At 73.0% G+C, this 23,957-nt stretch carries 17 protein-coding genes; 10 read left to right on the top strand and 7 right to left on the bottom strand.

Annotation, left to right across the window (positions count from 1 at the left end; all coding sequences use genetic code 11):
- Positions 1 to 101 precede the first annotated feature (101 nt).
- On the top strand, positions 102 to 2,582 hold the full coding sequence (pcrA, locus tag ABT171_RS02610; RefSeq protein WP_351238945.1) for a DNA helicase PcrA: 2,481 nt from the start codon (positions 102 to 104) through the stop codon (positions 2,580 to 2,582).
- 51 nt (positions 2,583 to 2,633) lie between these two features.
- Here the strand turns inward: pcrA and ABT171_RS02605 are convergent, their stop codons facing one another.
- On the bottom strand, positions 2,634 to 4,142 hold the full coding sequence (locus tag ABT171_RS02605; RefSeq protein ID WP_351238943.1) for a M23 family metallopeptidase: 1,509 nt from the start codon (positions 4,140 to 4,142) through the stop codon (positions 2,634 to 2,636).
- Positions 4,143 to 4,350: 208 nt separating this feature from the next.
- The gene (locus ABT171_RS02600; RefSeq protein WP_351238941.1) at positions 4,351 to 5,202 is read right to left on the bottom strand and encodes an esterase/lipase family protein; all 852 of its coding nucleotides are present in this window, start codon (positions 5,200 to 5,202) and stop codon (positions 4,351 to 4,353) included.
- A gap of 224 nt (positions 5,203 to 5,426) precedes the next feature.
- Here ABT171_RS02600 and icmB point away from each other — a divergent pair, with 224 nt between their 5' ends.
- Positions 5,427 to 5,849, top strand: a complete 423-nt coding sequence (gene icmB / locus ABT171_RS02595; RefSeq protein ID WP_351238939.1) for a coenzyme B12-dependent isobutyryl CoA mutase small subunit — start codon at positions 5,427 to 5,429, stop codon at positions 5,847 to 5,849.
- Here the strand turns inward: icmB and ABT171_RS02590 are convergent.
- Together ABT171_RS02590 and ABT171_RS02585 are read right to left on the bottom strand one after the other, a co-directional pair.
- A complete protein-coding gene (locus ABT171_RS02590) occupies positions 5,825 to 7,504 on the bottom strand; it encodes a DUF5691 domain-containing protein (protein WP_351238937.1) in 1,680 nt (559 codons plus the stop codon). The genes icmB and ABT171_RS02590 overlap by 25 nt on opposite strands.
- A 94-nt stretch (positions 7,505 to 7,598) precedes the next feature.
- A complete protein-coding gene (locus ABT171_RS02585) occupies positions 7,599 to 8,954 on the bottom strand; it encodes an SWIM zinc finger family protein (protein ID WP_351238935.1) in 1,356 nt (451 codons plus the stop codon).
- A gap of 132 nt (positions 8,955 to 9,086) precedes the next feature.
- On the opposite strand from ABT171_RS02585, the gene ABT171_RS02580 reads away from it, so the two are divergent.
- The 5 genes from ABT171_RS02580 to sucD all read left to right on the top strand — a co-directional run bounded on the left by ABT171_RS02580 (position 9,087) and on the right by sucD (position 16,427).
- The gene (locus ABT171_RS02580; protein WP_351238933.1) at positions 9,087 to 10,205 is read left to right on the top strand and encodes an ATP-binding protein; all 1,119 of its coding nucleotides are present in this window, start codon (positions 9,087 to 9,089) and stop codon (positions 10,203 to 10,205) included.
- Positions 10,184 to 12,757, top strand: coding sequence for a DUF5682 family protein (locus ABT171_RS02575; protein ID WP_351238931.1), 2,574 nt, complete (start codon positions 10,184 to 10,186; stop codon positions 12,755 to 12,757). Before ABT171_RS02580 ends, ABT171_RS02575 begins: the two co-directional genes overlap by 22 nt.
- Entirely contained in the window at positions 12,754 to 13,932 is a 1,179-nt protein-coding gene (locus ABT171_RS02570) for a vWA domain-containing protein (RefSeq protein ID WP_351238929.1), read from the top strand. Before ABT171_RS02575 ends, ABT171_RS02570 begins: the two co-directional genes overlap by 4 nt.
- 403 nt (positions 13,933 to 14,335) lie before the next feature.
- Positions 14,336 to 15,514, top strand: coding sequence for an ADP-forming succinate--CoA ligase subunit beta (sucC, locus tag ABT171_RS02565; protein ID WP_351238927.1), 1,179 nt, complete (start codon positions 14,336 to 14,338; stop codon positions 15,512 to 15,514).
- Positions 15,515 to 15,542: 28 nt separating this feature from the next.
- Entirely contained in the window at positions 15,543 to 16,427 is an 885-nt protein-coding gene (gene sucD, locus ABT171_RS02560) for a succinate--CoA ligase subunit alpha (protein WP_351238925.1), read from the top strand.
- Between the two features lie 93 nt (positions 16,428 to 16,520).
- On the opposite strand, the gene ABT171_RS02555 is transcribed toward sucD, so the two are convergent.
- Entirely contained in the window at positions 16,521 to 17,663 is a 1,143-nt protein-coding gene (locus ABT171_RS02555; RefSeq protein WP_351238923.1) for a helix-turn-helix domain-containing protein, read from the bottom strand.
- Between the two features lie 101 nt (positions 17,664 to 17,764).
- Here ABT171_RS02555 and ABT171_RS02550 point away from each other — a divergent pair, with 101 nt between their 5' ends.
- Positions 17,765 to 19,726: a cell division protein PerM gene (locus ABT171_RS02550; RefSeq protein ID WP_351238921.1), complete on the top strand. Its 1,962-nt coding sequence runs from the start codon at positions 17,765 to 17,767 to the stop codon at positions 19,724 to 19,726.
- 371 nt (positions 19,727 to 20,097) lie between these two features.
- Here the strand turns inward: ABT171_RS02550 and ABT171_RS02545 are convergent, their stop codons facing one another.
- Positions 20,098 to 20,883, bottom strand: coding sequence for a hypothetical protein (locus ABT171_RS02545; protein ID WP_351238919.1), 786 nt, complete (start codon positions 20,881 to 20,883; stop codon positions 20,098 to 20,100).
- A 294-nt stretch (positions 20,884 to 21,177) separates the two neighbouring features.
- Here ABT171_RS02545 and purN point away from each other — a divergent pair, with 294 nt between their 5' ends.
- Together purN and purH are read left to right on the top strand one after the other, a co-directional pair.
- The gene (gene purN, locus ABT171_RS02540; protein WP_351238917.1) at positions 21,178 to 21,816 is read left to right on the top strand and encodes a phosphoribosylglycinamide formyltransferase; all 639 of its coding nucleotides are present in this window, start codon (positions 21,178 to 21,180) and stop codon (positions 21,814 to 21,816) included.
- On the top strand, positions 21,813 to 23,384 hold the full coding sequence (gene purH / locus ABT171_RS02535; RefSeq protein ID WP_351238915.1) for a bifunctional phosphoribosylaminoimidazolecarboxamide formyltransferase/IMP cyclohydrolase: 1,572 nt from the start codon (positions 21,813 to 21,815) through the stop codon (positions 23,382 to 23,384). Before purN ends, purH begins: the two co-directional genes overlap by 4 nt.
- A gap of 95 nt (positions 23,385 to 23,479) precedes the next feature.
- On the opposite strand, the gene ABT171_RS02530 is transcribed toward purH, so the two are convergent.
- Positions 23,480 to 23,953 (bottom strand): hypothetical protein, encoded by a 474-nt coding sequence (locus ABT171_RS02530; protein WP_351238913.1) that lies wholly within the window; start codon positions 23,951 to 23,953, stop codon positions 23,480 to 23,482.
- Between the last annotated feature and the right edge of the window lie 4 nt (positions 23,954 to 23,957).

Here is a 23,957-nt window from a genome sequence, read left to right as displayed (position 1 = left end):
AGCGTAAGGGCTGTGTTCCCGGATCTCCGCCATCGAGCCCGCGGGGCATCTTCCCGGGACGGCGACCGGTTGTCGGTGGGGCGCCCTAGACTCGTAGAGCGATGAGCAGCCTCTTTGACGACAGCTTCCTGGCGGACCTCCAGCCCCCTCGCGGGCGCGAGGAGGAGCCCCCGCCGCCGCCCGAGGACGATCACGCTCCGGAGCCGCTTCCGGACGATCTGTTCGGCGGGAAGTTCGACGTGCCCCCGGATCGGGACGCCTACTACCGCGACGGCGCCCCCCGCCCCGCGCTCGACGTGGCGGCCCTGCTGGAAGGGCTGAACGACAACCAGCGCGCCGCGGTCGTGCACGCCGGCTCGCCGCTGCTCATCGTCGCCGGTGCCGGCTCCGGCAAGACCCGTGTGCTCACCCACCGCATCGCCCACCTCCTCGCCGAGCGGCACGTACATCCGGGCCAGATCCTCGCGATCACCTTCACCAACAAGGCCGCGGGCGAGATGAAGGAGCGCGTCGAGCAGCTCGTCGGCCCGCGCGCGCACGCGATGTGGGTGATGACCTTCCACAGCGCGTGCGTGCGCATCCTGCGCCGGGAGAGCAAGAAGCTCGGCTTCACGTCGTCGTTCTCGATCTACGACGCCGCGGACTCCAAGCGCCTGATGGCCCTGGTCTGCCGCGACCTGGACCTCGACCCCAAGCGCTTCCCGCCGAAGTCCTTCAGCGCCAAGATCAGCAACCTGAAGAACGAGCTGATCGACGAGGAGGACTTCGCCGCCCAGGCCACCGACGGCTTCGAGAAGACCCTCGCCCAGGCCTACGCCCTGTACCAGTCGCGGTTGCGCGAGGCGAACGCCCTCGACTTCGACGACCTGATCATGACGACGGTCAACCTGCTGCGCGCCTTCCCGGACGTGGCCGAGCACTACCGCCGCCGCTTCCGGCACGTCCTGGTCGACGAGTACCAGGACACCAACCACGCCCAGTACGCGCTGGTACGGGAACTCGTCGGCACCGGGGAACACGACGAGGACACCCCACCCGGCGCGTACGACATCCCGCCCGCCGAGCTGTGCGTGGTGGGTGACGCGGACCAGTCGATCTACGCCTTCCGGGGTGCGACCATCCGCAACATCCTCCAGTTCGAGGAGGACTACCCGGACGCGACGACGATCCTGCTGGAGCAGAACTACCGCTCCACGCAGACCATCCTGTCCGCCGCCAACGCGGTCATCGAGCGCAACGAGTCCCGCCGCCCGAAGAACCTGTGGACCAACGCCGGCCAGGGCGCGCGGATCACCGGCTACGTCGCCGACACCGAGCACGACGAGGCGCAGTTCGTCGCCGAAGAGATAGACCGCCTGGTGGACGCGGGGGACGCCAAGGCCGGCGACGTCGCCGTCTTCTACCGCACCAACGCCCAGTCCCGTGTCTTCGAAGAGGTCTTCATCCGCGTCGGCCTGCCCTACAAGGTCGTCGGCGGGGTCCGCTTCTACGAGCGCAAGGAGGTCCGGGACGTCCTCGCCTACCTGCGGGTCCTCGCGAACCCCGAGGACTCGGTGCCGCTGCGCCGCATCCTCAATGTGCCCAAGCGGGGCATCGGCGACCGCGCGGAGGCGATGGTCGACGCCCTCGCCCAGCGCGAGAAGATCAGCTTCCCGCAGGCGCTGAAGCGGGTGGACGAGGCGTACGGCATGGCCGCGCGTTCCACCAACGCGGTCAAGCGGTTCAACACGCTGATGGAGGACCTGCGTACGATCGCCGAGTCCGGCGCCGGACCCGCCACCGTCCTGGAGGCGGTCCTCGAACGCACCGGCTATCTCGCCGAGTTGCAAGCCTCGACCGACCCGCAGGACGAGACCCGCATCGAGAACCTCCAGGAACTCGCGGCCGTCGCCCTGGAGTTCGAGCAGGAGCGCGGCGAGGGCGAACCGGTGGGGCTGGCCGACTTCCTGGAGCAGGTCGCCCTGGTCGCCGACTCCGACCAGATCCCCGACGAGGAGGACGGCGACGGCGTCATCACCCTGATGACCCTGCACACCGCCAAGGGCCTGGAGTTCCCGGTCGTCTTCCTGACCGGCATGGAGGACGGCGTCTTCCCGCACATGCGCGCCCTCGGCCAGACCAAGGAACTGGAGGAGGAGCGGCGCCTGGCGTACGTCGGCATCACCCGCGCGCGGGAGCGGCTCTACCTCACCCGCTCCGCGATGCGCAGCGCCTGGGGCCAGCCGTCGTACAACCCGCCCTCCCGCTTCCTGGAGGAGATCCCGCCCGCCCATGTCGAGTGGAAGCGGACGGGGGCGACGGCACCGGCTTCCTCCGGCCCGGCCTCCGGGATCGCGGCCTCGCTGTCCTCGACCCGCTCGCGTTCCTCGGCGTCGGGCGCGTCCGGCTTCGCCACGCGGCGCACGGCGGAGAAGCCGGTGGTGGCGCTGGCCGTCGGGGACCGGGTCACCCACGACCAGTTCGGGCTCGGCACGGTCGTCGCCGTGAAGGGCATGGGAGCGAACGCGGAGGCGACGATCGACTTCGGCGACGCCAAGCCGAAGCGGCTGCTGCTGCGGTACGCCCCGGTGGAGAAGCTGTAGAAGCAGCAGTGGCCCTCGCCGAACGGCGAGGGCCACTGGACGCTTGGACGCTCAGGTCGGATCGAGTCCGTGGCTCCTCAGCCACGGCAGCGGGTCTATGGCCGCCCCGCCCGCGGGCCGCACCTCGAAGTGCAGGTGCGGGCCGGTGGAGTTGCCGGAGTTGCCGGAGTAGGCGATCGGCTGGCCGGCCTTGACGGCTGTACCGGAAGCGACGCGGTAGCTGGAGAGGTGGCAGTACCAGGTCTCCGTGCCGTCCTTCGCCGTCACGATCATCATGTTGCCGTAGGCGCTGTTCCACTTCGTGGAGACGACGCCGTCGGTGGCGGCCATCACCGTGGTGCCGTAGGAGACGGGGAAGTCGATGCCCGTATGCACCGACATCCAGTTCACGCCCGCCTGGCCGAAGAAGGCGCTGAGCCCCCGCTGCGTGACCGGCAGCACGAACTTCGGGCGCAGCCGTTCCTTGAGTGCGGCCTGAGCCGCGGCCTTCTTCTTCTCCAGCTCCTGGTGGTTCTTGAGATCGATCCGCTCCTGCGTCCGGCTCGCCCGGTCGGCGAAGTCGTCGGCACCGGCGGACAGCGTCCGCAGCTGGCTGTCCAGCGTGCTGTTGGCGACCGACGGCTTGACCGCGTGCGCGTCCGAGGCGGAGGCCGTGGTGTCCTTGCCGCCGCCGTCGGTCAGGGCGCCGACCGAGGCGGCGGCGATCCCGGCGACCCCCATCACACAGGCCGAGGGCACGGCGACGGTCAGCAGCGCGGAGCGCTTGGCGGGTGTACGACGGCGGGAGCGCGCGGCGCTGCGGGCGCCGGCACGCGTCACGGACACCGGGGCGATCTCTTCCTGGTCGTCCAGCAGACCGGTGACCGCGGGCAGTTCGCCCGTACCGCCCGGCTCGTCGTCCGCGGAGTCCGCGGAATGCTGTCCGGCGAAGGCGGTGTCCGCGTACGGCGCCTGGTGCTGATACGGCGCCTGCCCGTAGGCCGCGTCCTGCTCGCCGGCCTGCTCGAAGAGGGCGGTGGCCTGCTGGCCGAACGGTTCGCCAGGCTGCTCCGGCTCGGCCGTCAGGCCCTGGCCGCCGGAGTTCCACTGGGTGGCGTCGTAGGCGCCCGTCTCGAAGGTCTGGGTGCCCCACTCCCACTGCTGTGTCGGGTCGGCCCCGCCGGACTGGTCGGGCTGCAGCCAGGCGCTCGCGTCCCACTGCCCGCTTATGTCGTTGCCGGTCGCCTGGGCGGGGACCGTCCAGGCACTGGTGTCATGGACGCCGGAGTCGTAGGCGGTGTGGTGCTGGGCCGCGTAGGGGTCGTAGTTCGGGCTCTGACCGGTCTGCCACTGTCCCGTCTCGTACGCACTGCTGGTCTGCTGGCCGGGCAGGCCGCCGAAGAGCGGATCGGTGGAGAAGGAACCGGTGCCGTCCGGAAAACCGCTGGCGCCGTAGCCGCCGTACGTGGTGAGGTCGCCGTAGGGGGCTTCATGTGTCCCGTATGCCGCGTAGTGCGCGGTGGAGGCGTCGGAAGCCGGGGCCGGGGTGGTCATGGTCCCCGACGGGTGACGGTCGTTCACCAACTTCTCTTTCGCCTCGACAACAGGGGCTGCCAGAGCAGTGCGGCGACTGTACCCGCCGGTACCTGGGCGCGACAATCTTCCGCCGGTTTCGCGTTGGCGGTAAACGGGCATTCGGCGGTGTTTCGGGGGGTGCCGGACACGAGTTTGGCCGAGGGTTCGATTGGTGTTCGATGTGGGGTGACCGTTGGTCACCTGTGCGTCGGGGTCATGCCACCGTCAGACCGCCGGCGACCCGGTCCCCCGGGTGCGGGGTGTCGAGCGCCGTGCGTATTCCGGCCGCGACGGCCGGGTGCACGGGCAGGGCGAGATGCCCGATGCCGGTCACCCGGACGTTCTGCGCGTCGAGATCGGGGTGTTCGAGACAGGCCGTCTCCAGCGGGACCATCACGGAGTCCAGATCGCTCCAGAAGCAGACGAACCGTGTACGGCAGCCGGGCGCGGGCCGGGCCAGCTCCTCGATGACCCCCGAACCGGGCCGCATCTGGCGCACGATCGGATGGGCGTTGGCCAGCGGCGCCGCGCTGGTCCCCGAGTGCGGTGTACCCAGCGTGACCAGCGTGCGCACCCGCAGGTCGCCGCCGAGGCACTGCGCGTAGTAGCGGGCGATCAGCCCGCCGAGGCTGTGCCCCACGATGTCGACCCGGTCGCTGCCGGTGCGCTCGCAGATCTCCTCGATGTGCCGGCCGAGCAGCTCGGCGGCCGCGCGGATGTCACAGGTCAGCGGGGAGTAGTTGAGCGATATGACGCGCTGCCTGCCGTGCTGGGCGAGGTTGCGGCGCAGCAGCACGAACACCGAACGGTTGTCGATGAAACCGTGCAGCAGCACCACCGGCGGGCCGGACCGGACCGGAAGCGGGGCGGTGCCGTCCTGGGCGGGCAGGACGGGGGAGCGGCGTTCCTGGGTGAGACCGGTCGGATACAGCAGGAGGTGGCCGGTCAGGATCGCGGCCTCCAGAGCGGTCGCCTTCACCAGCGCCACCGAGAGTCCGGCCAGTCTGCCGGGCCACAGGCGGCGGCAGAGCGGGAGGAAGAGCGGCAGTACCCCGGTGACCTTCATGGCCGACCTCCTGTCGGCACGCCGGAGGACGGCTCGATCCCCCGTGTGCCCTCATGTCCCACCATGTGATTTCCCCCTCGCTGCGCACCGTAAAACTGCCGGTTGCGGGATGCTGGAGATAACGTTCGTTCACTTCGCGACAGGTGGCGGGACGCGCCAAAAGTGCGGTACTTGTCGTTACGGACGGAAGCGATCGCTTCCGTGGTCGTCTGATGGAGGCAGTGATGGGTGTGGCAGCCGGTCCGATCCGCGTGGTGGTCGCCAAACCGGGGCTCGACGGCCACGATCGCGGGGCCAAGGTCATCGCGCGTGCCCTGCGCGACGCCGGTATGGAGGTCATCTACACCGGCCTTCACCAGACGCCGGAACAAATCGTGGACACCGCCATCCAGGAGGACGCCGACGCGATCGGTCTGTCCATCCTCTCCGGCGCGCACAACACGCTGTTCGCCGCGGTGATCGACCTGCTCAAGGAGCGGGACGCCGAGGACATCGTCGTCTTCGGCGGCGGCATCGTCCCGGACGAGGACATCCCGCCGCTGAAGGAGAAGGGCGTCGCGGAGATCTTCACGCCGGGGGCGACGACCGCGTCGATCGTGGAGTGGGTGCGGGACAACGTCCGTCAGCCGACCGCCTCCGGCGGCTGAGCCGACGCCGCGACCAGGGGCGGCGGCCGCTCGCCGGCCGCGAGTTCCGCCGCCATCTCCGCCCGCAACCGCAATGTGGTCACCAACCGCTGGAACGCCTCCGCCCAGTACCCTCCGGCGCCCGGCGCCGCGTCCTCCCGTTCGTCGGGTATCGCCAGCAGCCCCTCCAGCCGGGCGGCCTCCGCGGGGTCCAGGCAGCGTTCCGTCAGGCCCATCACCCCGCTGAAGCTCCACGGGTAACTCCCCGCGTCCCGCGCGATGTTCAGCGCGTCCACGACCGCCCGGCCCAGCGGCGGGGCCCAGGGCACCGCGCACACCCCGAGCAGCTGGAACGCCTCCGACAGACCGTGTGTCGCGATGAATCCCGCCACCCACCCGGCCCGCTCCGCCGGTTCCAGGGCGGCCAGCAGCTTCGCGCGCTCGGCCAGTGACACCGCGCCCGGCCCGCCGGCCTCCGGTGCCGACGGCGAGCCGAGCAGCGCCCTCGACCACTCGGCGTCCCGCTGCCGCACCGCCGCCCGGCACCAGGCCGCGTGCAGTTCGCCCTGCCAGCCGTCCGCCACCGGCAGCGCCACGATCTCCTGCGCCGTCCGGCCACCGAGCCGCTCCCGCCAGACGCCGAGCGGTGCCGCTTCCACCAACTGCCCCAGCCACCATGAGCGTTCCCCTCTGCCTGCGGGAGGTGCGGCCACCACACCGTCGCGCTCCATGCCGGAGTCGCACTCAAGCGGCGCCTCCACCGCGATCGCCGGCGTGTTCCCCGTGCGGTCGAGGGCCACGCACGCCACGGCCCGTACGGCCATGCGCGTGGCGAGCGCCGAAGCGGGCAACGCCGACAGCAGTTCGGCCGCCGTCGCCCGCACATTGCGGCTGCGGTCGGCCAACGCCTGCTCCAGGAACGGCTCGTCCGCGGCGGACAGGCCCGTGCGCAGCGAGTCGAGGAACATCAGCCGGTCCTCCGCCCGCTCCTTCGGCCAGGTCGATGCCAGCAGCTCGCGCGCGAACGCGGGCACAGCGGCGCGCAGCGCGCCCAGCAGGGCCACCCGCTCGGCGAACAGGCCTTCCTGCCACAGCCGCCGGACCTCCTCGTCCTCCCCGGGGCCGGGCAGTGCGGTGCCGCCGCCGGGGGCCGCGCGCAGGGCGAAGCGCCAGTCCGCGTTCAACCGGGCCAGCCACAGCGCCCGCGGGCCCGCGAACGCCAGCGCCGCCGGGCGAAGGTCCGTACGACCCCGGGCCGCGTCCAGCAGGGCGGGCAGCGCCTGCGCGGGCGCCGCGTACCCGTGGGCGTTGGCCGCCGCGAGCCACTGGGGGAGCAGCTCCATGAGGTCGGGGGAGCTGCCCCGCCTGCCGCCGGTCCCGCCGCCGGAGCGGTCGGCCAGCAGCGTGGCGAGTCTGCGGGCCGCCGCGGCGGGCAGGGCCGGGCGGGGATCCTCGGGCGCCGGATCCGGCCCGCGTGCCGCCCGGGCGGGGCGCAACCCGGCCCGCCGCCGTACGGTCGCCACGGCGGCCTCGTCGAGCAGTGCCAGGGGTGCTTCCCGGCCGGACCCGGCACGCGCCGGTGGACGCCGGTCGGTGCCGAGGAGAGCGGTGGTGACCAGGTCTTCCCAGCTTGCGGCAGTCGTGGTGACGTCGTCGGCCGAGGTGGTCCCGTTCATCGCCTTCCCTTCCCTGTGTGTGTCCGAGGGGCCTTGTGTGTCCGAGGGGCCTTGTGCGGGGCCGAGGGGCGCCGGTGCCTCCCCGGCACGCCGGTCAGCACAGCGGCACCGCCTCGCCCGTGCCCTGCGGCCAGGCCGTGAGCGGTGTGAAACCGCGGTGGCCGCACTCGCCGAAGACCGTGACCGGGCCGCCACCGGACAGGGCGACCAGCCGCCACAGGCCGGGGCGGGAGCGGGCGGCCCGGGTCAGCGGCAGGGCGGAGTCCGTGTCGGCGTCGGCCAGCTGCCACAGGTCGCCGTCCGGGACCGGTATCACCCGGTCCAGCGTCACCGGGACCGACTCCAGCCAGGGGTCGTCCCGCAGCGCCTCGCCGTACCGTGCCGCCGCCTCGGCCGTGGTCGTGCCCGGTGGACGGAACACGGCCGGTACGGGCGCGCCGTACCGCTCGCCCAGCGCGGACCGGGGCCGACCGGCGCCCGGATAGGCGGACAGCTCCGCGTCCAGGGCCAGGCCGACCGGCAACGACAGCTCCGGGGCCCGGCCGGCCGCGCCGTAGGACAGCAGCAGCCGGGTACCGCCCGAAGCGGCGCCGTGCAGCCATATCCGGCGGGTCGTCAGTTTGGGGTCCACCGTGTCGTACTGGGCGAGGACCAGCCAGTGGTCGCGGACCGGTGCGCCCTCCGCCGTTGCGGGCAGGCCCAGCCGGGAGCGGACCGTGGCCGCGAGGGGGTCCGGCAGCCGGTCGCGGTGCAGCCAGCCCTGGACGAGCAGGTGCAGCAGCGCGCACTCCTCCAGCAGCCGGGCCGGCCAGCCCGCACCCGACCCTGGTATCGCCCCCAACTCCCGTACGCGCGCGGCGAGTCCGGGCGCCTGCGCGTCGACCATGCGGGCCGCCGTCTCGTCCCACAGGCCGTACCCCGCCTGTTCGGCCGCGGCCAGACCGCCGCGCAGCAGGTCCGCGAGGCGCTGCTCCAGCTCCGTCGCGCCCGCGGTGACCCGCTCGGCCCGGCGCTCGGCCCGCCGCCGTGCCGCCTCGGGATCAGCGGACCCGCCCGGCGAACTCCCCTCACTCCGGGCGTGCTTGCTGTCGGCGTGCCGGCGTCTGCCGGCGAGCCACTGCTCGGCCCAGTCCGGCGGCCCGCCGGACGCCGGCACCGAGCCGTCGCCGCCCGCCCACAGCAGGAGCAGCCCGAGCGCGTGCTTGCACGGGAACTTACGGCTCGGGCAACTGCATTTGTACGCCGGGCCCGCCGCGCCGGCGAGATCGACCACCGTCTGATACGGCCTGCTGCCGCTGCCCTTGCACAGCCCCCACACCGCCCCCTCTCCGCTCCCCGCCTCGGACCACGGACCGGCCGTGCCGAGCTTGCCGCCCGCCTTGCGTGACGCGGCGTCAGGCGCCAGTGCCCACACCTGCTCCGCCGTCCAGCGCACCCCCTGCTCAGTCATGCATCCGACGGTAGGTCCCGCCACTGACAATCGGCCCGGAGCGGGCGTTTGTGCAGGTCAGAGCGATTGTCAGTGGCGTGGTGCACGGTGGATGCCAGATCCGAACCGGCCGAGCTGGAGGGGGCCTCAGCCATGTCTGTGTCCGTGGACGCCGCATCCGTCGAACCGAGCAAGAACGCCTTGCGCCCGCACGCCGAGCACGCCTTCGCCGCCGAACTCGCCGCGCTCGCCGCACAGGACGACCGCCCGCGCCCGGCCCGCTGGAAGCTGTCGCCGTGGGCGGTGGCGACGTACCTGCTGGGCGGCACCCTGCCGGACGGCACGGTGATCACACCCAAGTACGTGGGCCCGCGCCGGATCATCGAGGTCGCCGTGACCACGCTCGCCACCGACCGCGCCCTGCTCCTGCTCGGTGTGCCAGGCACCGCCAAGACCTGGGTCTCCGAGCATCTGGCCGCCGCGGTCAGCGGCGACTCCACCCTGCTCGTGCAGGGCACGGCCGGCACCCCGGAGGAGGCGATCCGCTACGGCTGGAACTACGCGCAGCTGCTCGCGCACGGCCCCAGCCGAGACGCCCTCGTACCCAGCCCCGTCATGCGGGCCATGGCCGAGGGCATGACGGCCCGCGTCGAGGAGCTGACCCGTATCCCGGCCGATGTGCAGGACACCCTGATCACGATCCTGTCCGAGAAGACGCTGCCCGTCCCGGAGCTGGGCCAGGAGGTCCAGGCGGTCCGCGGCTTCAACCTCATCGCCACCGCCAACGACCGGGACAGAGGCGTCAACGACCTCTCCAGCGCGCTGCGCCGCCGCTTCAACACCGTGGTGCTGCCGCTGCCGGAGAGCGCCGACGCCGAGGTCGACATCGTGACCCGCCGCGTCGAGCAGATCGGCCGCTCCCTCGACCTGCCGGCCGGGCCCGACGGCATCGAGGAGATCCGCCGGGTGGTGACCGTCTTCCGGGAGCTGCGCGACGGCATCACCGCCGACGGCCGCACCAGGCTCAAGTCTCCCAGTGGCACCCTGTCCACGGCCGAGGCGATCTCCGTGGTCACCGGCGGCCTCGCCCTGTCCGCGCACTTCGGCGACGGTGTGCTGCGCCCGGCCGACGTCGCCGCCGGCATCCTCGGCGCCGTGGTCCGCGACCCCGCGGCCGACCGGGTCATCTGGCAGGAGTACCTGGAGACCGTCGTCCGGGAGCGCGCGGGCTGGACGGACTTCTACCGCGCATGCCGGGAGGTGAGCGTGTGACCGGTACCCTCCGGCCCCAGCCCCGCGGTTCCGGGCCGCTCCTGCTGGGCGTGCGGCACCACGGCCCCGGCTCCGCCCGCGCGGTGCGCGCCGCCCTGGACGCCGCCCGGCCCGCGGCCGTCCTGATCGAGGGGCCGCCCGAGGCCGACGCGCTGATCCCGCTGGCCGCCGACCCGGACCTGCGGCCTCCCGTCGCCCTGCTCGCCCATGCCACGGACGAGCCAGGCCGCTCGGCGTTCTGGCCGTTCGCCGAGTTCAGCCCGGAATGGGTGGCGATCCGCTGGGCCCTCGAACAGGACGTCCCGGCCCACTTCATCGACCTGCCGGCCGCGCACACGCTCGCGTGGGAGGAGAAGGGCGCCGAGGGCCCGGAGAACACCGAAGGGGGCAGGGACGGCGACGGCGGGCGGGACGGCGGCGAGCAGGTCCGTGTCGACCCGCTCGCCGCCCTCGCCGAAGCCGCCGGATACGACGACCCCGAACGCTGGTGGGAGGACGCCGTCGAGCACCGGGGCCCGGGCGAGCGCGACCCCTTCGCCCCGTTCGCCGCGCTGGAGGATGCCATGGGCGCACTCCGGGAGCGGTACGGCGCCGGCGGGCACTCCCGGGACCTGGTCCGCGAGGCGCACATGCGGCTCCGGCTGCGTGCGGCGCGCAAGGAGTTCGGGGACGGGCTGGCCGTCGTCTGCGGGGCCTGGCACGTGCCCGCGCTGCGTGTGAAGACCACCGTCGCCGCCGACCGGGCCCTGCTGAAGGGGCTGCCCAAGGTGAAGGCGGACCTGACCTGGGTGCCATGGACGCACCGCAGACTCGCCCGGTCCAGCGGGTACGGCGCGGGTGTCGACTCGCCGGGCTGGTACGGCCATCTGTTCCACGCCCCCGACCGGCCGGTCGAGCGCTGGCTGACCAAGGTGGCGCGGCTGCTGCGGGAGGAGGACCGGATGGTCTCCTCCGCCCATGTCATCGAGGCGGTCCGGCTCGCCGAGACCCTGGCGGTGCTGCGCGGCCGCCCGCTGCCCGGGCTGACCGAGACCACCGACGCCGTGCGCGCGGTGATGGGCGACGGCTCGGACGTGCCGCTGGCGCTGGTGCACGACCGGCTGGTGGTCGGTGACGTCCTCGGCGAGGTCCCGGAGTCCGCGCCGGCGGTGCCACTGCAGCGCGACCTGGCCCGGCAGCAGCGTTCGCTGCGGCTCAAACCAGAGGCGCTGGAGCGCGAACTGGAGCTGGACCTGCGCGGGGACACCGACGCCGGCCGCAGCAGGCTGCTGCACCGGCTGCGGCTGCTCGGCGTCGGCTGGGGCGAGCCCGCGCGCTCACGGGGGAGCACGGGGACCTTCCGGGAGACATGGCGGCTGCGCTGGGAGCCGGAGCTGTCCGTGCGGGTCGCCGAGGCGGGCGTGTGGGGGACGACCGTACGGGCGGCGGCGCAGGCCAAGGCCGAGGCGGACGCGACGGCCGCGCACACCCTGGCCGACGTCACCGCGCTGGCCGAGCAGTGCCTGCTCGCCGGTCTGCCGGACGCCCTGCCCGTGGTCATGCGGGTGCTCGCCGACCGGGCGGCGCTCGACACGGACGTCGGCCATCTCGCCCAGGCCCTGCCCGCCCTGGTCCGCTCCCTGCGCTACGGCGACGTGCGCGGCACCGACACCGGTGCGCTGGCCGGCGTGGCCGCGGGCCTCGCCGAACGCGTCTTCGTCGGCCTGCCCCCGGCGTGTGCCGCCCTTGACGGCGACGCCGCGGAGGAGATGCGCGGCCATGTGGACGCCGTGCATGCGGCGGTGGGGCTGCTGTCGGAGACGCTGACCGGTGCTGCCGCCGGTGCCGGGGAGACGGGCGTCGCCGGGACCGGTGTGGGCGCTGAGGCAGGCGCGGGCCGACGCGCCGGGAACAAGGGCGGCGCTTCCCCCGCGCTCGGCTTCGCCCGCGCGGACGGACCGCCATCGCCCGCCCGTGCGGTGTCCGGAGCCTGGCCCGGCGGTCTGCGGGACCGGTGGCGGGCCGTGCTGCGGACGATGTCGTCGCGGGACAGCGTGCCCGGTGTGCTGCGGGGGCGGGCTGTGCGCTTGTTGCTGGACGACGGGGCATTGCGGCCGAAGGAGGCGGCGCGGCTGATGGGGCTCGCGTTGTCGCCGGGGACGCCGCCCGCGGACGCGGCCGCCTGGATCGAGGGCTTCGTCGGCGGCGGGGGCGGGCTGCTGCTGGTGCACGACGAGCGGCTGCTCGGGCTGGTGGACAGCTGGCTGGCCGGGGTGCCGGCGGAGGCGTTCACGGTCGTACTGCCGCTGCTGCGGCGCACCTTCGCCGCGTATGAGCCGGGCGTGCGCAGAACGCTCGGGGAACTGCTCCGGCGCGGGCCCGGAGACCCGCCGGGCGGCCGGGCGACGGCCTACGGAACCGTGACGCCCGGCTTCGCCGCCGATCCGGACACCGAGCGCGCCGACGCCGTGCTGCCGGTACTGCGGCTGCTGCTCGGCCTGGACGAGACGGCTGTGCGGGATGCGGCGGGTGGCTCCAGCGAGGACAACCGGTGTGCGGAGGTGGGTGCGTGACGAGCGACTTGAGGCCGGCGGACTTCGACGATCCGGCGGGGGAGAGGCTGCGGCGGTGGCGGCTGGTGCTGGGCGGCGACCAGGCCGACGGCACCGGATGCGCGCTGTCCGGACGGGACGCGGCGATGGACGGCACGCTCGCCGCGCTGTACGGCAAGGGGGACAGGCCGCAGGCGGGGCGGGAACGTTCGGCGGGGCTCGGTGCCTCGGCCCCGTCCGTGGCGCGCTGGCTCGGGGACATCCGCACGTACTTCCCGTCGTCCGTCGTCCAGGTCATGCAGCGCGACGCCATCGACCGGCTCGGGCTCGCCTCGCTGCTGCTGGAGCCGGAGATGCTGGAGGCGGTGGAGGCGGACGTGCACCTGGTCGGCACGCTGCTGTCGCTGAACAAGGCGATGCCGGAGACGACGAAGGAGACGGCCCGCGCGGTCGTGCGCAAGGTCGTCGAGGACCTGGAGAAGCGGCTCGCGAACCGTACCCGGGCCACCCTGACCGGCGCCCTCGACCGCAGTGCGCGGATCAGCCGCCCACGCCACCACGACATCGACTGGAACCGCACCATCGCGGCCAACCTCAAGCACTACCTGCCCGAGTACCGCACGGTGGTGCCGGAACGGCTCGTCGGATACGGACGCGCCGCCCGGTCGGTGCGGAAGGAGGTCGTGCTCTGCATCGACCAGTCCGGGTCGATGGCCGCGTCCGTGGTCTACGCGTCGGTGTTCGGCGCGGTCCTCGCCTCCATGCGGTCGATCAGCACCCGGCTGGTCGTCTTCGACACGGCGGTGGTCGACCTCACCGACCAGCTGGACGACCCGGTCGACGTCCTGTTCGGCACCCAGCTCGGCGGTGGCACGGACATCAACCGGGCGCTGGCCTACTGCCAGGCACAGATCAGCCGGCCCGCCGAGACCGTGGTCGTGCTGATCAGCGACCTCTATGAGGGCGGCATCCGCGACGAGATGCTCAAGCGGGTGGCGGCGATGAAGGCGTCCGGGGTGCAGTTCGTGGCGCTGCTCGCGCTGTCGGACGAGGGGGCGCCCGCGTACGACCGGGAACACGCGGCGGCGCTCGCCACGCTCGGCGCACCGGCCTTCGCCTGCACGCCCGACCTGTTCCCCGAGGTCATGGCCGCAGCGCTGGAGAAACGGCCGCTGCCGATACCGGACACGGCGTGACACCGGACATGGCCACCCGTCGGTAGCGCCGACGCGCCGTGTCCCGTCACGGTGACGCGCACACCGTCACCCCTGACCACCGGGCGCCACCCGGGCCGCCCGGGGGCCTCACCGGGGCGGTCCCGGCCCGGTGAGGCCTGGCACATCCTCCGAAGCCCCCGATCGGCCCCGCGCGCGTCGGCACGGCGTGCCAGGGAACCCGGCATCATGTGACAGGTATCACCGCTCGTGTGTGACCCTCGATTTAGGGAGCCCCCGCAAGCGGCGATAACCTGCGAGACGGACATGCCGCGCGCTCGGACACCGTGTGCGCCTCCCTTGTGACAAGCGGACGTCACGTTGCCCTTCGCGGCACGCCCACGCATCCAACGAACCGCGAGATCACTGATAGGGACGGAAGCGCGTGGACCTGTTCGAGTACCAGGCGAGGGACCTCTTCGCCAAGCACGATGTACCGGTGCTGGCCGGTGAAGTCATCGACACGCCTGAGGCGGCGCGCGAGATCACCGAGCGTCTGGGCGGCAAGTCCGTCGTCAAGGCGCAGGTGAAGGTCGGTGGTCGCGGCAAGGCCGGTGGCGTGAAGCTGGCCGCCTCCCCGGACGAGGCCGTCGCCCGCGCGACGGACATCCTCGGCATGGACATCAAGGGCCACACGGTCCACAAGGTCATGATCGCCGAGACCGCTCCGGAGATCGTCGAGGAGTACTACGTCTCCTTCCTCCTCGACCGTGCCAACCGCACCTTCCTCTCCATCGCCTCCGTCGAGGGCGGCATGGAGATCGAGGAGGTGGCCGCCACCCGCCCCGAGGCCGTCGCCAAGATCGCGATCGACGCCATCGACGGTGTGGACAAGGCCAAGGCCCAGGAGATCGTCGCCGCCGCCAAGTTCCCGGCCGAGGTCGCGGACAAGGTCGCCGACGTCCTGGTGAAGCTGTGGGACACCTTCATCAAGGAGGACGCCCTCCTCGTCGAGGTCAACCCGCTGGCCAAGGTCGCCTCCGGTGACGTCATCGCCCTCGACGGCAAGGTGTCGCTCGACGACAACGCCGAGTTCCGTCACCCCGACTTCGAGGAGCTCCACGACAAGGCCGCGGCCAACCCGCTCGAGGCCGCCGCCAAGGAGAAGAACCTCAACTACGTCAAGCTCGACGGCGAGGTCGGCATCATCGGCAACGGCGCCGGTCTCGTCATGAGCACCCTGGACGTCGTCGCGTACGCCGGTGAGCGGCACGGTGGCGTCAAGCCCGCCAACTTCCTGGACATCGGCGGTGGCGCCTCCGCCCAGGTGATGGCGAACGGCCTGGAGATCATCCTGGGCGACCCGGACGTCAAGTCCGTCTTCGTCAACGTCTTCGGTGGCATCACCGCCTGCGACGAGGTCGCCAACGGCATCGTGCAGGCCCTGAAGCTCCTGGAGGACCGCGGCGAGAAGGTCGAGAAGCCGCTCGTCGTCCGCCTCGACGGCAACAACGCCGAGCTGGGCCGGAAGATCCTCACCGACGCCAACCACCCGCTGGTGCAGCGCGTCGACACCATGGACGGCGCGGCCGACAAGGCCGCCGAGCTGGCCGCCGCCAAGTAAGCACTCAGGACGAGGACACCAACACACCATGGCTATCTGGCTCAACAAGGACAGCAAGGTCATCGTCCAGGGCATGACCGGCGCCACCGGCATGAAGCACACCAAGCTCATGCTCGGTGACGGCACGAACGTCGTGGGCGGCGTGAACCCGCGCAAGGCGGGCACCACCGTGGACTTCGACGGCACCGAGGTACCGGTCTTCGGCACCGTCAAGGAGGCCATCGAGAAGACCGGCGCCAACGTCTCCGTCATCTTCGTGCCGGAGAAGTTCACCAAGGACGCGGTCGTCGAGGCCATCGACGCCGAGATCCCGCTGGCCGTCGTGATCACCGAGGGCATCGCCGTGCACGACTCGGCGTCCTTCTGGGCGTACGCCGGCAAGAAGGGCAACAAGACCCGCATCATCGGCCCGAACTGCCCCGGCATCATCACCCCGGGCCAGTCGAACGTCGGCATCATCCCGGGCGACATCACCAAGCCGGGCCGCATCGGCCTGGTGTCGAAGTCCGGCACGCTGACGTACCAGATGATGTACGAGCTGCGTGACATCGGCTTCTCGACGGCCGTCGGCATCGGTGGCGACCCGATCATCGGCTCCACCCACATTGATGCCCTGGCCGCGTTCCAGGACGACCCGGAGACCGAGCTCATCGTGATGATCGGTGAGATCGGTGGCGACGCCGAGGAGCGTGCCGCGGCGTTCATCAAGGAGAACGTGACCAAGCCGGTCGTCGGTTACGTCGCGGGCTTCACCGCCCCCGAGGGCAAGACCATGGGTCACGCCGGCGCCATCGTCTCCGGTTCGTCGGGTACGGCCCAGGCGAAGAAGGAGGCCCTGGAGGCCGCCGGTGTCAAGGTCGGCAAGACCCCGACCGAGACGGCGAAGCTGGCCCGCGAGATCCTGGCCGGCTGAGACACGTCAGCTGAGCGTCGGCAGGCCCCGCCCCGTTCGCCGGGGCGGGGCCTGCCGACGTTCGCGCCGGTCACGCCGAGTGGTGCTCAAGGCTCACCCGGGTTCCGGTGCCAATCGTTCCGGCCCCCTCGCGGCAGCCCGCAGCTTCGCGCGCAGTGCCTGTTCCTCCCGCGACAGCGGGCCCATGACCCCCGCCGCCGGCACCCCCTGGACCGCCTGCGCCGGAGCGACGGGGGCCTCGTAGTGGGTGGGAGCCGTCCGCAGCGTGAGCGTCGTCGCGCCGACGATCGTCACGGTGAACGCGATCGCCGCCCGGGTCCAGAACACGTTCCGCCGCTCGCAGCCGGTGCGGATCACCGTGGGCCTGCCCGTGCCCAACCGCTCCTTCGAGGCCAGTTCGAGCAGTCGGCGGTGCAGCTGCGCGGGGTCGGCCAGTTCCGGCAGCCGCGCGGCCACCGCCTCCCGTGCGTGGGTCAGCCGGTTCGCGGCAGCCGGCGTGCTGGCCTCCGTCTCCGCCGCCGTCTCCGGAAGGTCGAGGCCCACACCGTCGTAGAGGACGAGCGTGCGCCGGTACGACGGCGGAAGCGTCAGCAGGGTGTTCAGCAGCGCACGGTCGGCCGGATCGGCGGGCGGCGGCTCCGGGTGCCGGTAGCGGGGCCGGAAGCGGTGCCAGGGCGAGAGCGCGCAGTCGTACGCCACCGCCCGCACCCAGCCGCCCGGATCCCGGTCCCGGGCCAGCTCGGGCCAGCGCTGCCAGGCCAGCTGGAAGGCCCGCTCCACGGATTCGCGGGCCAGTTCCCGGCGCCCGGTGAGCAGGTACGCCTGGCGTACGAGGGCGGGCGCGCAGAACGCGTACAGCGCGTCGAAGGCCTGAGCCGGCGTCAGGGGATCCGCGGCGACCGGTGTCGTACCCCCGGCAGCGGCAGCGGCAGCGGAAGGGGCAGGGAGAGGGGGAGGGGCCGCGGTGGCCGCAGCGGGTGTCTCCGGGGCCGTCCCGGCCGTTGTCGTCTCCCCGGGCGCCGCCGGTGCGGCGAGCGCCCGCAGCAGCCTGGCGTAGGCCTCGCCCTCGCGTCCGTGCGGAACGCGGCGGCCGGACTCCCACGCGCGGATCGTCGAGCGGCTGACGCCGACCCGCGCGGCGACCTGAGCCTTCGTCAGTGACCGGGACTCGCGCAGCCGTCGGCGTTCGGCCGGCGGCGGCAGCGGGTCGTCGGTGGTCTGAGTCGTCGTCACCATGCGCCCTTCCGTGCGAAAAAGAACATAAACATATATTGGGCGACACATCGGAAGTTCGCCTGTTGCGTGGGGAAAGCGGGTGGCATTGGCAGCATGGCGGGGTGACTCTGCTGACCGCTCGCCGACCGTCGCTGTCGCCCCTGCTGGCCCGGATGCGGGACCGCGAGCCCGGGCTGGCCGCGAGCCTCCTGGCCGGCGCGGTGGCGGCCGGGCTCGGATTCGCCTCGTTCGCCGCGCTGCTGATGCTGCTGTGGGTCAGCTCGCCGTATCCCGACAGCGGTCCGGGCGGTGCGCTGCACGTCGCCGCGGCGCTGTGGCTGCTGGCGCACGGCGTCGAACTGGTCCGCACCGAGACGCTCTCGGGTGTGCCCATGCCGGTGGGTGTGACCCCGTTGCTGCTGCTGGCGCTGCCCGTGTGGCGGGTGTACCGGGCGGCCCGGGACGCGGTGGACGCGCCCGAGGACGCCGACGGCCCGCCGCCCGTACCGGCGCGCACGGTGTGGACCGGGGTCGTCATCGGCTATCTGGGTGTCGGCGGCGCGATCGCGCTGTACTGCTCGGGCGGCGAACTGCGGCCCGCGTGGCCCTGGGTGACGGCGTGTCTGCCGCTGGTCGCGGCGGGTGCGGCGGCGGCCGGCGTGTGGTCGGCGTACGGCCGTCCCCGCGAGCCGGTGCTGAACATGCTGACGGTGCTGCCGGGGCCGGTGCGGCGGGTGGTGTTCGGGTCGGACGCGCGCACCCGGGTGGGTACGGCCGTACGGGCCACCGGCGCTGCTACGGCGGTGCTCTTCGGCGGTGGTGCGCTGGTGCTCGGGGTGTCGCTGGTGTGGCACGGCGAGGCGGCGCAGGCGTCCTTCCTGCAGCTGACCGAGGGCTGGACGGGACGGTGCGCGGTGCTGGTGCTCGGCATCGCGCTGATTCCCAACGCGGCGGTGTGGGCCGCGTCCTACGCCCTCGGTCCGGGTTTCCTCCTCGGTGCCGGACACGGGGTGAACCCCTTGGCCTCCGATCCGGCGCCGCTGCTGCCGCCCTTCCCGCTGCTGGCGGCGGTGCCGGACGCGGGTGCCGGGTCGCTGCCGAACTGGCTGGCGGGGCTGGTGCCGGTGGCGGCCGGGGTGACGGCGGGGTGGTTCGTGGCGCGCGGGGCCGTGGAGCGGTCGCAGCCGGGGGAAGCGGCCGTGGCCGCACGGTGGTCGGCGGCCCGTACCGCCGGGGTGACGCTGCTGACCGCGGCGGTGTGCGCGGCGGTCTTCGCCCTGCTCGCCGAGCTGGCGGGCGGCCCGCTGGGCGTGGCCGCGCTGGCCCGCTTCGGGCCGGTGTGGTGGCAGACCGGGGCAGCGGTGGGGGCCTGGACGGCGGTGTTCGGGATGCCGGTGGCACTGGTCGTACGGGGCTGGCGAGTGTGGCGCGGGCGCACGCGGGGCGGGCAGATCCCGGCGCAGGGGACAGGGGCGGGGCAGGACGGCAGGGCTTCCGCGGCGAACTCCGGGACGGGGACCGACGGAGCCGGAAACGAGCAGGGGAGGCCGAAGGAGCCGGCGAAGGCCGAGGACACGGCCAAGGCCGAAGAAGAGCCCCGGGGCACGGAGGCGGGCAGCAGCCCGGAGGAGGAGGGACAAGGCCAGGGCAGGGGGGCCACGAAATCCATGGACAAGGGCAACGACAAGGACAAGGGCAACGACAAGGGCAAGGGCAAGGGCAAGGGCGGAGGCAAGGACAGGGACAGGGGCTGGCAACCGGGCACCGGCAGGGACCCTGCCCGGCCGGAGAGCAGGCCCTCCGCGACCGGCGCCGCGGAGGAGGACCCGTACGAGATCCTCCCGGCCGACGACCCGTTCGCCCCGGACTGGCCCGACGACCTCACGGGCGCCGCACGCTGGACGGCCGTGAGCGAGCCGGCGGCATCGCGCGGCGCGTCGGACGCCCCCCAGCCGAGCTCGTCACCGACCGCGCCCGCCTGGCCGCTCCCCCCGGAACGCCCCCGCCCGGCCCCCGCCGAACGCGCCCTGGACTCCGTCGAGCCGGCGGCGGACACCACGGAACCCCGACCGGAAACCCACTGACCCTACGGCCCCCGACCCGGCCCTTGCCGAACGCGCCCTGGACTTCGCCGAGCCGGCCGCGGACCCCACGAACCCCGGGCCGGAAGCCCGCTGACCCCACGGGCCCCGACCCGGCCCCCGCCGAATGCGCCGTGGACTCCGTCGAGCCGGCCGGGGACACCACGGGGCCCCGGACGGAAGCCCACTGACCCCACGGCCCCCGACCCGCCCACCACAACCTCGCCCCGCACCCGAGTACCGAGCCTCGTCACGCTGTCCACGAACAGTCACCGAGCCCGTCAGTCGCGCGCGCCCTCGCTGCGCCCGGCCGGGTCGCCCGTGTGGAGACGCCGGCTTCACCGCCCCGTGGACACCCCCGCGGCGCCGCGGGCTCAGTCGTTGGCGCCCCCCAGGACGCCCCGCAGCTCCCGCGGCAGCAGGCTGTCGCAGGACTGCTTGGCCTCGTGGGTGAGGGCGTCGCCGACGCAGGTGTAGTAGTCGCGGTAGACCAGCTGCACCGTGAAGGTCGAGGCGACCAGGACCAGAGCCAGGGAGGCCGTGATCAGGCCGCCGATGGCCGCTGTCGTCCGGGGGCGGCCGGGGGCCGGCGGTGGCGTCGGGGAGTCCGGGTTCGGCCTGCCCGGCTTGGCGCGCAGTGCGCTGACGCCCCAGTAGAGGGCCAGCGCGCCCAGCAACAGGGCCACGTACGGCCAGCTGAACAGGGCGAAGAAGACGGCCCACATGCCGGAGAGCAGGGCATAGCGCGCGCGGCGCTGGGTGGGGTCGGTCGGGTCCCAGCGCATGCCGGAGCCGGCCGGTCCGCCGGGCCCCTGGGGGCCGCCGCCGGGCCGCTCGCCGAAGCCGCCGTGGGAGCGTCCGGGCTGGCGGTCGCTCCACTGACTGCCCCACGGGGAGCCGCCCCCGGCGCCGGGACCGGCGCCCTGGTGGCCCTGGGGGTGGCGGGGCTGCCAGGGCCGGTCCGGGGTGCCCTCGGGCGGCGGCGCGAACGGGTTGTCGTCCTGGTGCCCGCCCCGCCCGTCGTCGTCCCGGCCGTCCTGACCGCCCTGCGGAGCCTCCGGAGGCGAGACCGGCCGCTCCCGCAACAGCATGGCGCCACGCTCCCCTCCCTGGGCCGGGCGCGGAGGGAACGTGAGGAGTCGCGGGCTGCGATCGGGCATCAAAAGAGCGTCTTCCCCTGGGTGACTACGGCTGTCCCACATGAGCTTCCACCCCGACAACGCACCGCACGACGACCGCGTTCCCGGGGCTTCCCCTTCGTGATTCCTTGCGAACGCTACCTTCCGGCCACTCCCCCGTCCCGTGGGGGCCTTCCCGAGTGCCGGTATCGTTGCTGACGGTCGGCCGCTTCGTAGACTTCCCCGTATCCGGGGGTACGAAGCGTTCGTGCGAACGTACAACCGCGCGGGCGATCACCGACCGGACACATCGCCACCCCGAGAAAGGGCCCCATCGTGGCCGCCACCCCCGCTGGCCCCGCGGTCAAGCGCCTCGTCGTGCTGGTCTCCGGCTCCGGCACCAATCTGCAGGCGCTGCTGGACGAGATCGAGCGCACCGGAGCCGAGCGGTACGGCGCGCGGATCGTCGCCGTAGGTGCCGACCGCGCCGGCATCGAGGGGCTCGCCCGCGCCGAGCGGGCCGGACTGCCGACCTTCGTGTGCAAGGTCAAGGACCACGCGAGCCGCGAGGAGTGGGACGCCGCCCTCGCCGAGGCGGTGGCCGCGTACGAGCCGGACCTCGTGGTCTCCGCCGGGTTCATGAAGATCGTGGGGAAGGAGTTCCTCGCGCGCTTCGGCGGGCGGTTCGTCAACACCCACCCGGCCCTGCTGCCCAGTTTTCCCGGGGCCCACGGTGTCCGAGACGCGCTCGCGTACGGCGCCAAGGTCACCGGCTGCACCGTCCACTTCGTCGACGACGGCGTCGACACCGGCCCGATCATCGCCCAGGGCGTGGTCGAGGTCCGGGACGAGGACGACGAGAGCGCGCTGCACGAGCGCATCAAGGAAGTCGAGCGAAGGCTGCTCGTCGAGGTCGTGGGGCGGCTCGCCCGCAACGGCTATCGCATTGAGGGACGAAAGGTAGTTATCCAGTGACCGCCGAGAGCATCGAGAGCGGCAAGCGGGGCATCCGTCGCGCGCTCGTCAGCGTCTACGACAAGACCGGGCTGGAAGAGCTCGCGCGCGGGCTGCACGAGGCCGGTGTCGCGCTCGTCTCCACCGGGTCCACGGCCTCCCGCATCGCCGCCGCCGGCGTCCCCGTCACCAAGGTCGAGGAGCTGACCGGCTTCCCCGAGTGCCTGGACGGCCGGGTCAAGACCCTGCACCCGAGGGTGCACGCGGGCATCCTCGCCGACCTGCGGCTGGACAGCCACCGTGAGCAGCTGGCCGAGCTGGGCGTGGAGCCGTTCGACCTCGTCGTCGTCAACCTCTACCCGTTCCGCGAGACCGTCGCCTCGGGCGCGAGCGAGGACGAGTGCGTGGAGCAGATCGACATCGGCGGGCCTTCGATGGTCCGCGCCGCCGCCAAGAACCACCCCTCCGTGGCCGTGGTCACCAGCCCCGAGCGCTACGCCGACGTCCTCGCGGCCGTCAAGGACGGCGGGTTCGACCTCGCCGCCCGCAAGCGGCTGGCCGCCGAGGCCTTCCGGCACACCGCCGCCTACGACGTGGCCGTCGCCTCCTGGTTCGCCTCCTCCTACGCGCCGGTCGACGAGTCCCGGTTCCCCGACTTCCTCGGCGCCACCTACGAGCGCAAGAACACCCTGCGCTACGGCGAGAACCCGCACCAGGACGCCGCCCTGTACGTCGACGGCACGGGCGGCCTGGCCGAGGCCGAGCAGCTGCACGGCAAGGAGATGTCGTACAACAACTACACGGACACGGACGCCGCCCGCCGTGCCGCGTACGACCACGACGAGCCCTGTGTCGCGATCATCAAGCACGCCAACCCGTGCGGCATCGCGGTCGGTTCGGACGTCGCCGAGGCGCACCGCAAGGCGCACGCCTGCGACCCGGTCTCCGCGTACGGCGGCGTGATCGCCGTGAACCGTCCGGTCAGCAAGGAGATGGCCGAGCAGGTCGCGGAGATCTTCACCGAGGTCATCGTCGCTCCGGACTACGAGGAGGGGGCCCTGGAGGCCCTCACCAAGAAGAAGAACATCCGCGTGCTGAAGGCCCCGAGCGCCCCCTGCAACCGGGTGGAGGCCAAGCAGGTCGACGGCGGTGTGCTGCTCCAGGTCACCGACCGGCTCCAGGCCGACGGCGACGACCCGGCCCACTGGACCCTGGCGTCGGGCGAGGCGCTCGGCGACGAGGAGCTGAAGGAGCTGGCGTTCGCCTGGAAGGCGTGCCGCGCCGTCAAGTCCAACGCCATCCTGCTCGCCAAGGACGGTGCCTCGGTCGGCGTCGGCATGGGCCAGGTCAACCGCGTCGACTCCTGCAAGCTGGCCGTCGAGCGGGCCGGCGAGGAGCGGGCCCGCGGCTCCTACGCGGCCTCCGACGCCTTCTTCCCCTTCCCCGACGGCCCCGAGATCCTCATCGACGCCGGTGTCCGGGCGATCGTCCAGCCGGGCGGCTCGATCCGCGACGAGCAGGTCGTCGAGGCCGCCAAGAAGGCGGGCGTGACCATGTACTTCACCGGTACGCGCCACTTCTTCCACTGACCCCGCCGCAGGGCACCAGCCGCATGACCGACGGTCTCCGGCCCTCCCCCGAGGGAGCCGGAGACCGTCGGTCGTGCCAGCCGGGCGGGGCCGGCTCAGCAGGGGCGCAGGGACCAGATCGGGTCCCAGGTCGCCGTGCCGGCCTCGTACGCCGTGGAGGTCCAGCGGACGCTGCCGTCCTGGTTGTAGAACCTGGCGACCGTGCCCGGCGTCTGGTTGTTGGTGAACGGGCCGTCGCCGGTCCAGTTGGAGACGGTCCACGTCTGGCACTTGTAGAAGTCGAACTTGGTGCCACGGACGATCATGCACAGGTGGCCGTAGGCGCAGTCCAGGTCCTTCTTGGCGGCCGCCCCCTGCGGCGCCTTGGTGAGGGTCAGGCCGTTGTACCGGACCTGGTCGGCGGAGGCCGAAAGCGGCTTCGGGTGGCCGGCGAGGACCTGGTCGGCGACCTGCTGGACGCTGGTGACCCGGGTGCCGTCCGGCGTGGTGGCGGCGGTCGCCGCGACCGTGGAGCCGGCGAGCAGGGCGGTGGCCGCGACGAGCAGTGCGGCGGGCTTGGCGATGTTCACTGTT

Origin of the sequence: Streptomyces sp. NPDC001851, assembly GCF_040297165.1 — a bacterium.
GTDB lineage: Bacteria > Actinomycetota > Actinomycetes > Streptomycetales > Streptomycetaceae > Streptomyces.
This window is presented reverse-complemented; position numbering and strand designations above follow the sequence as displayed.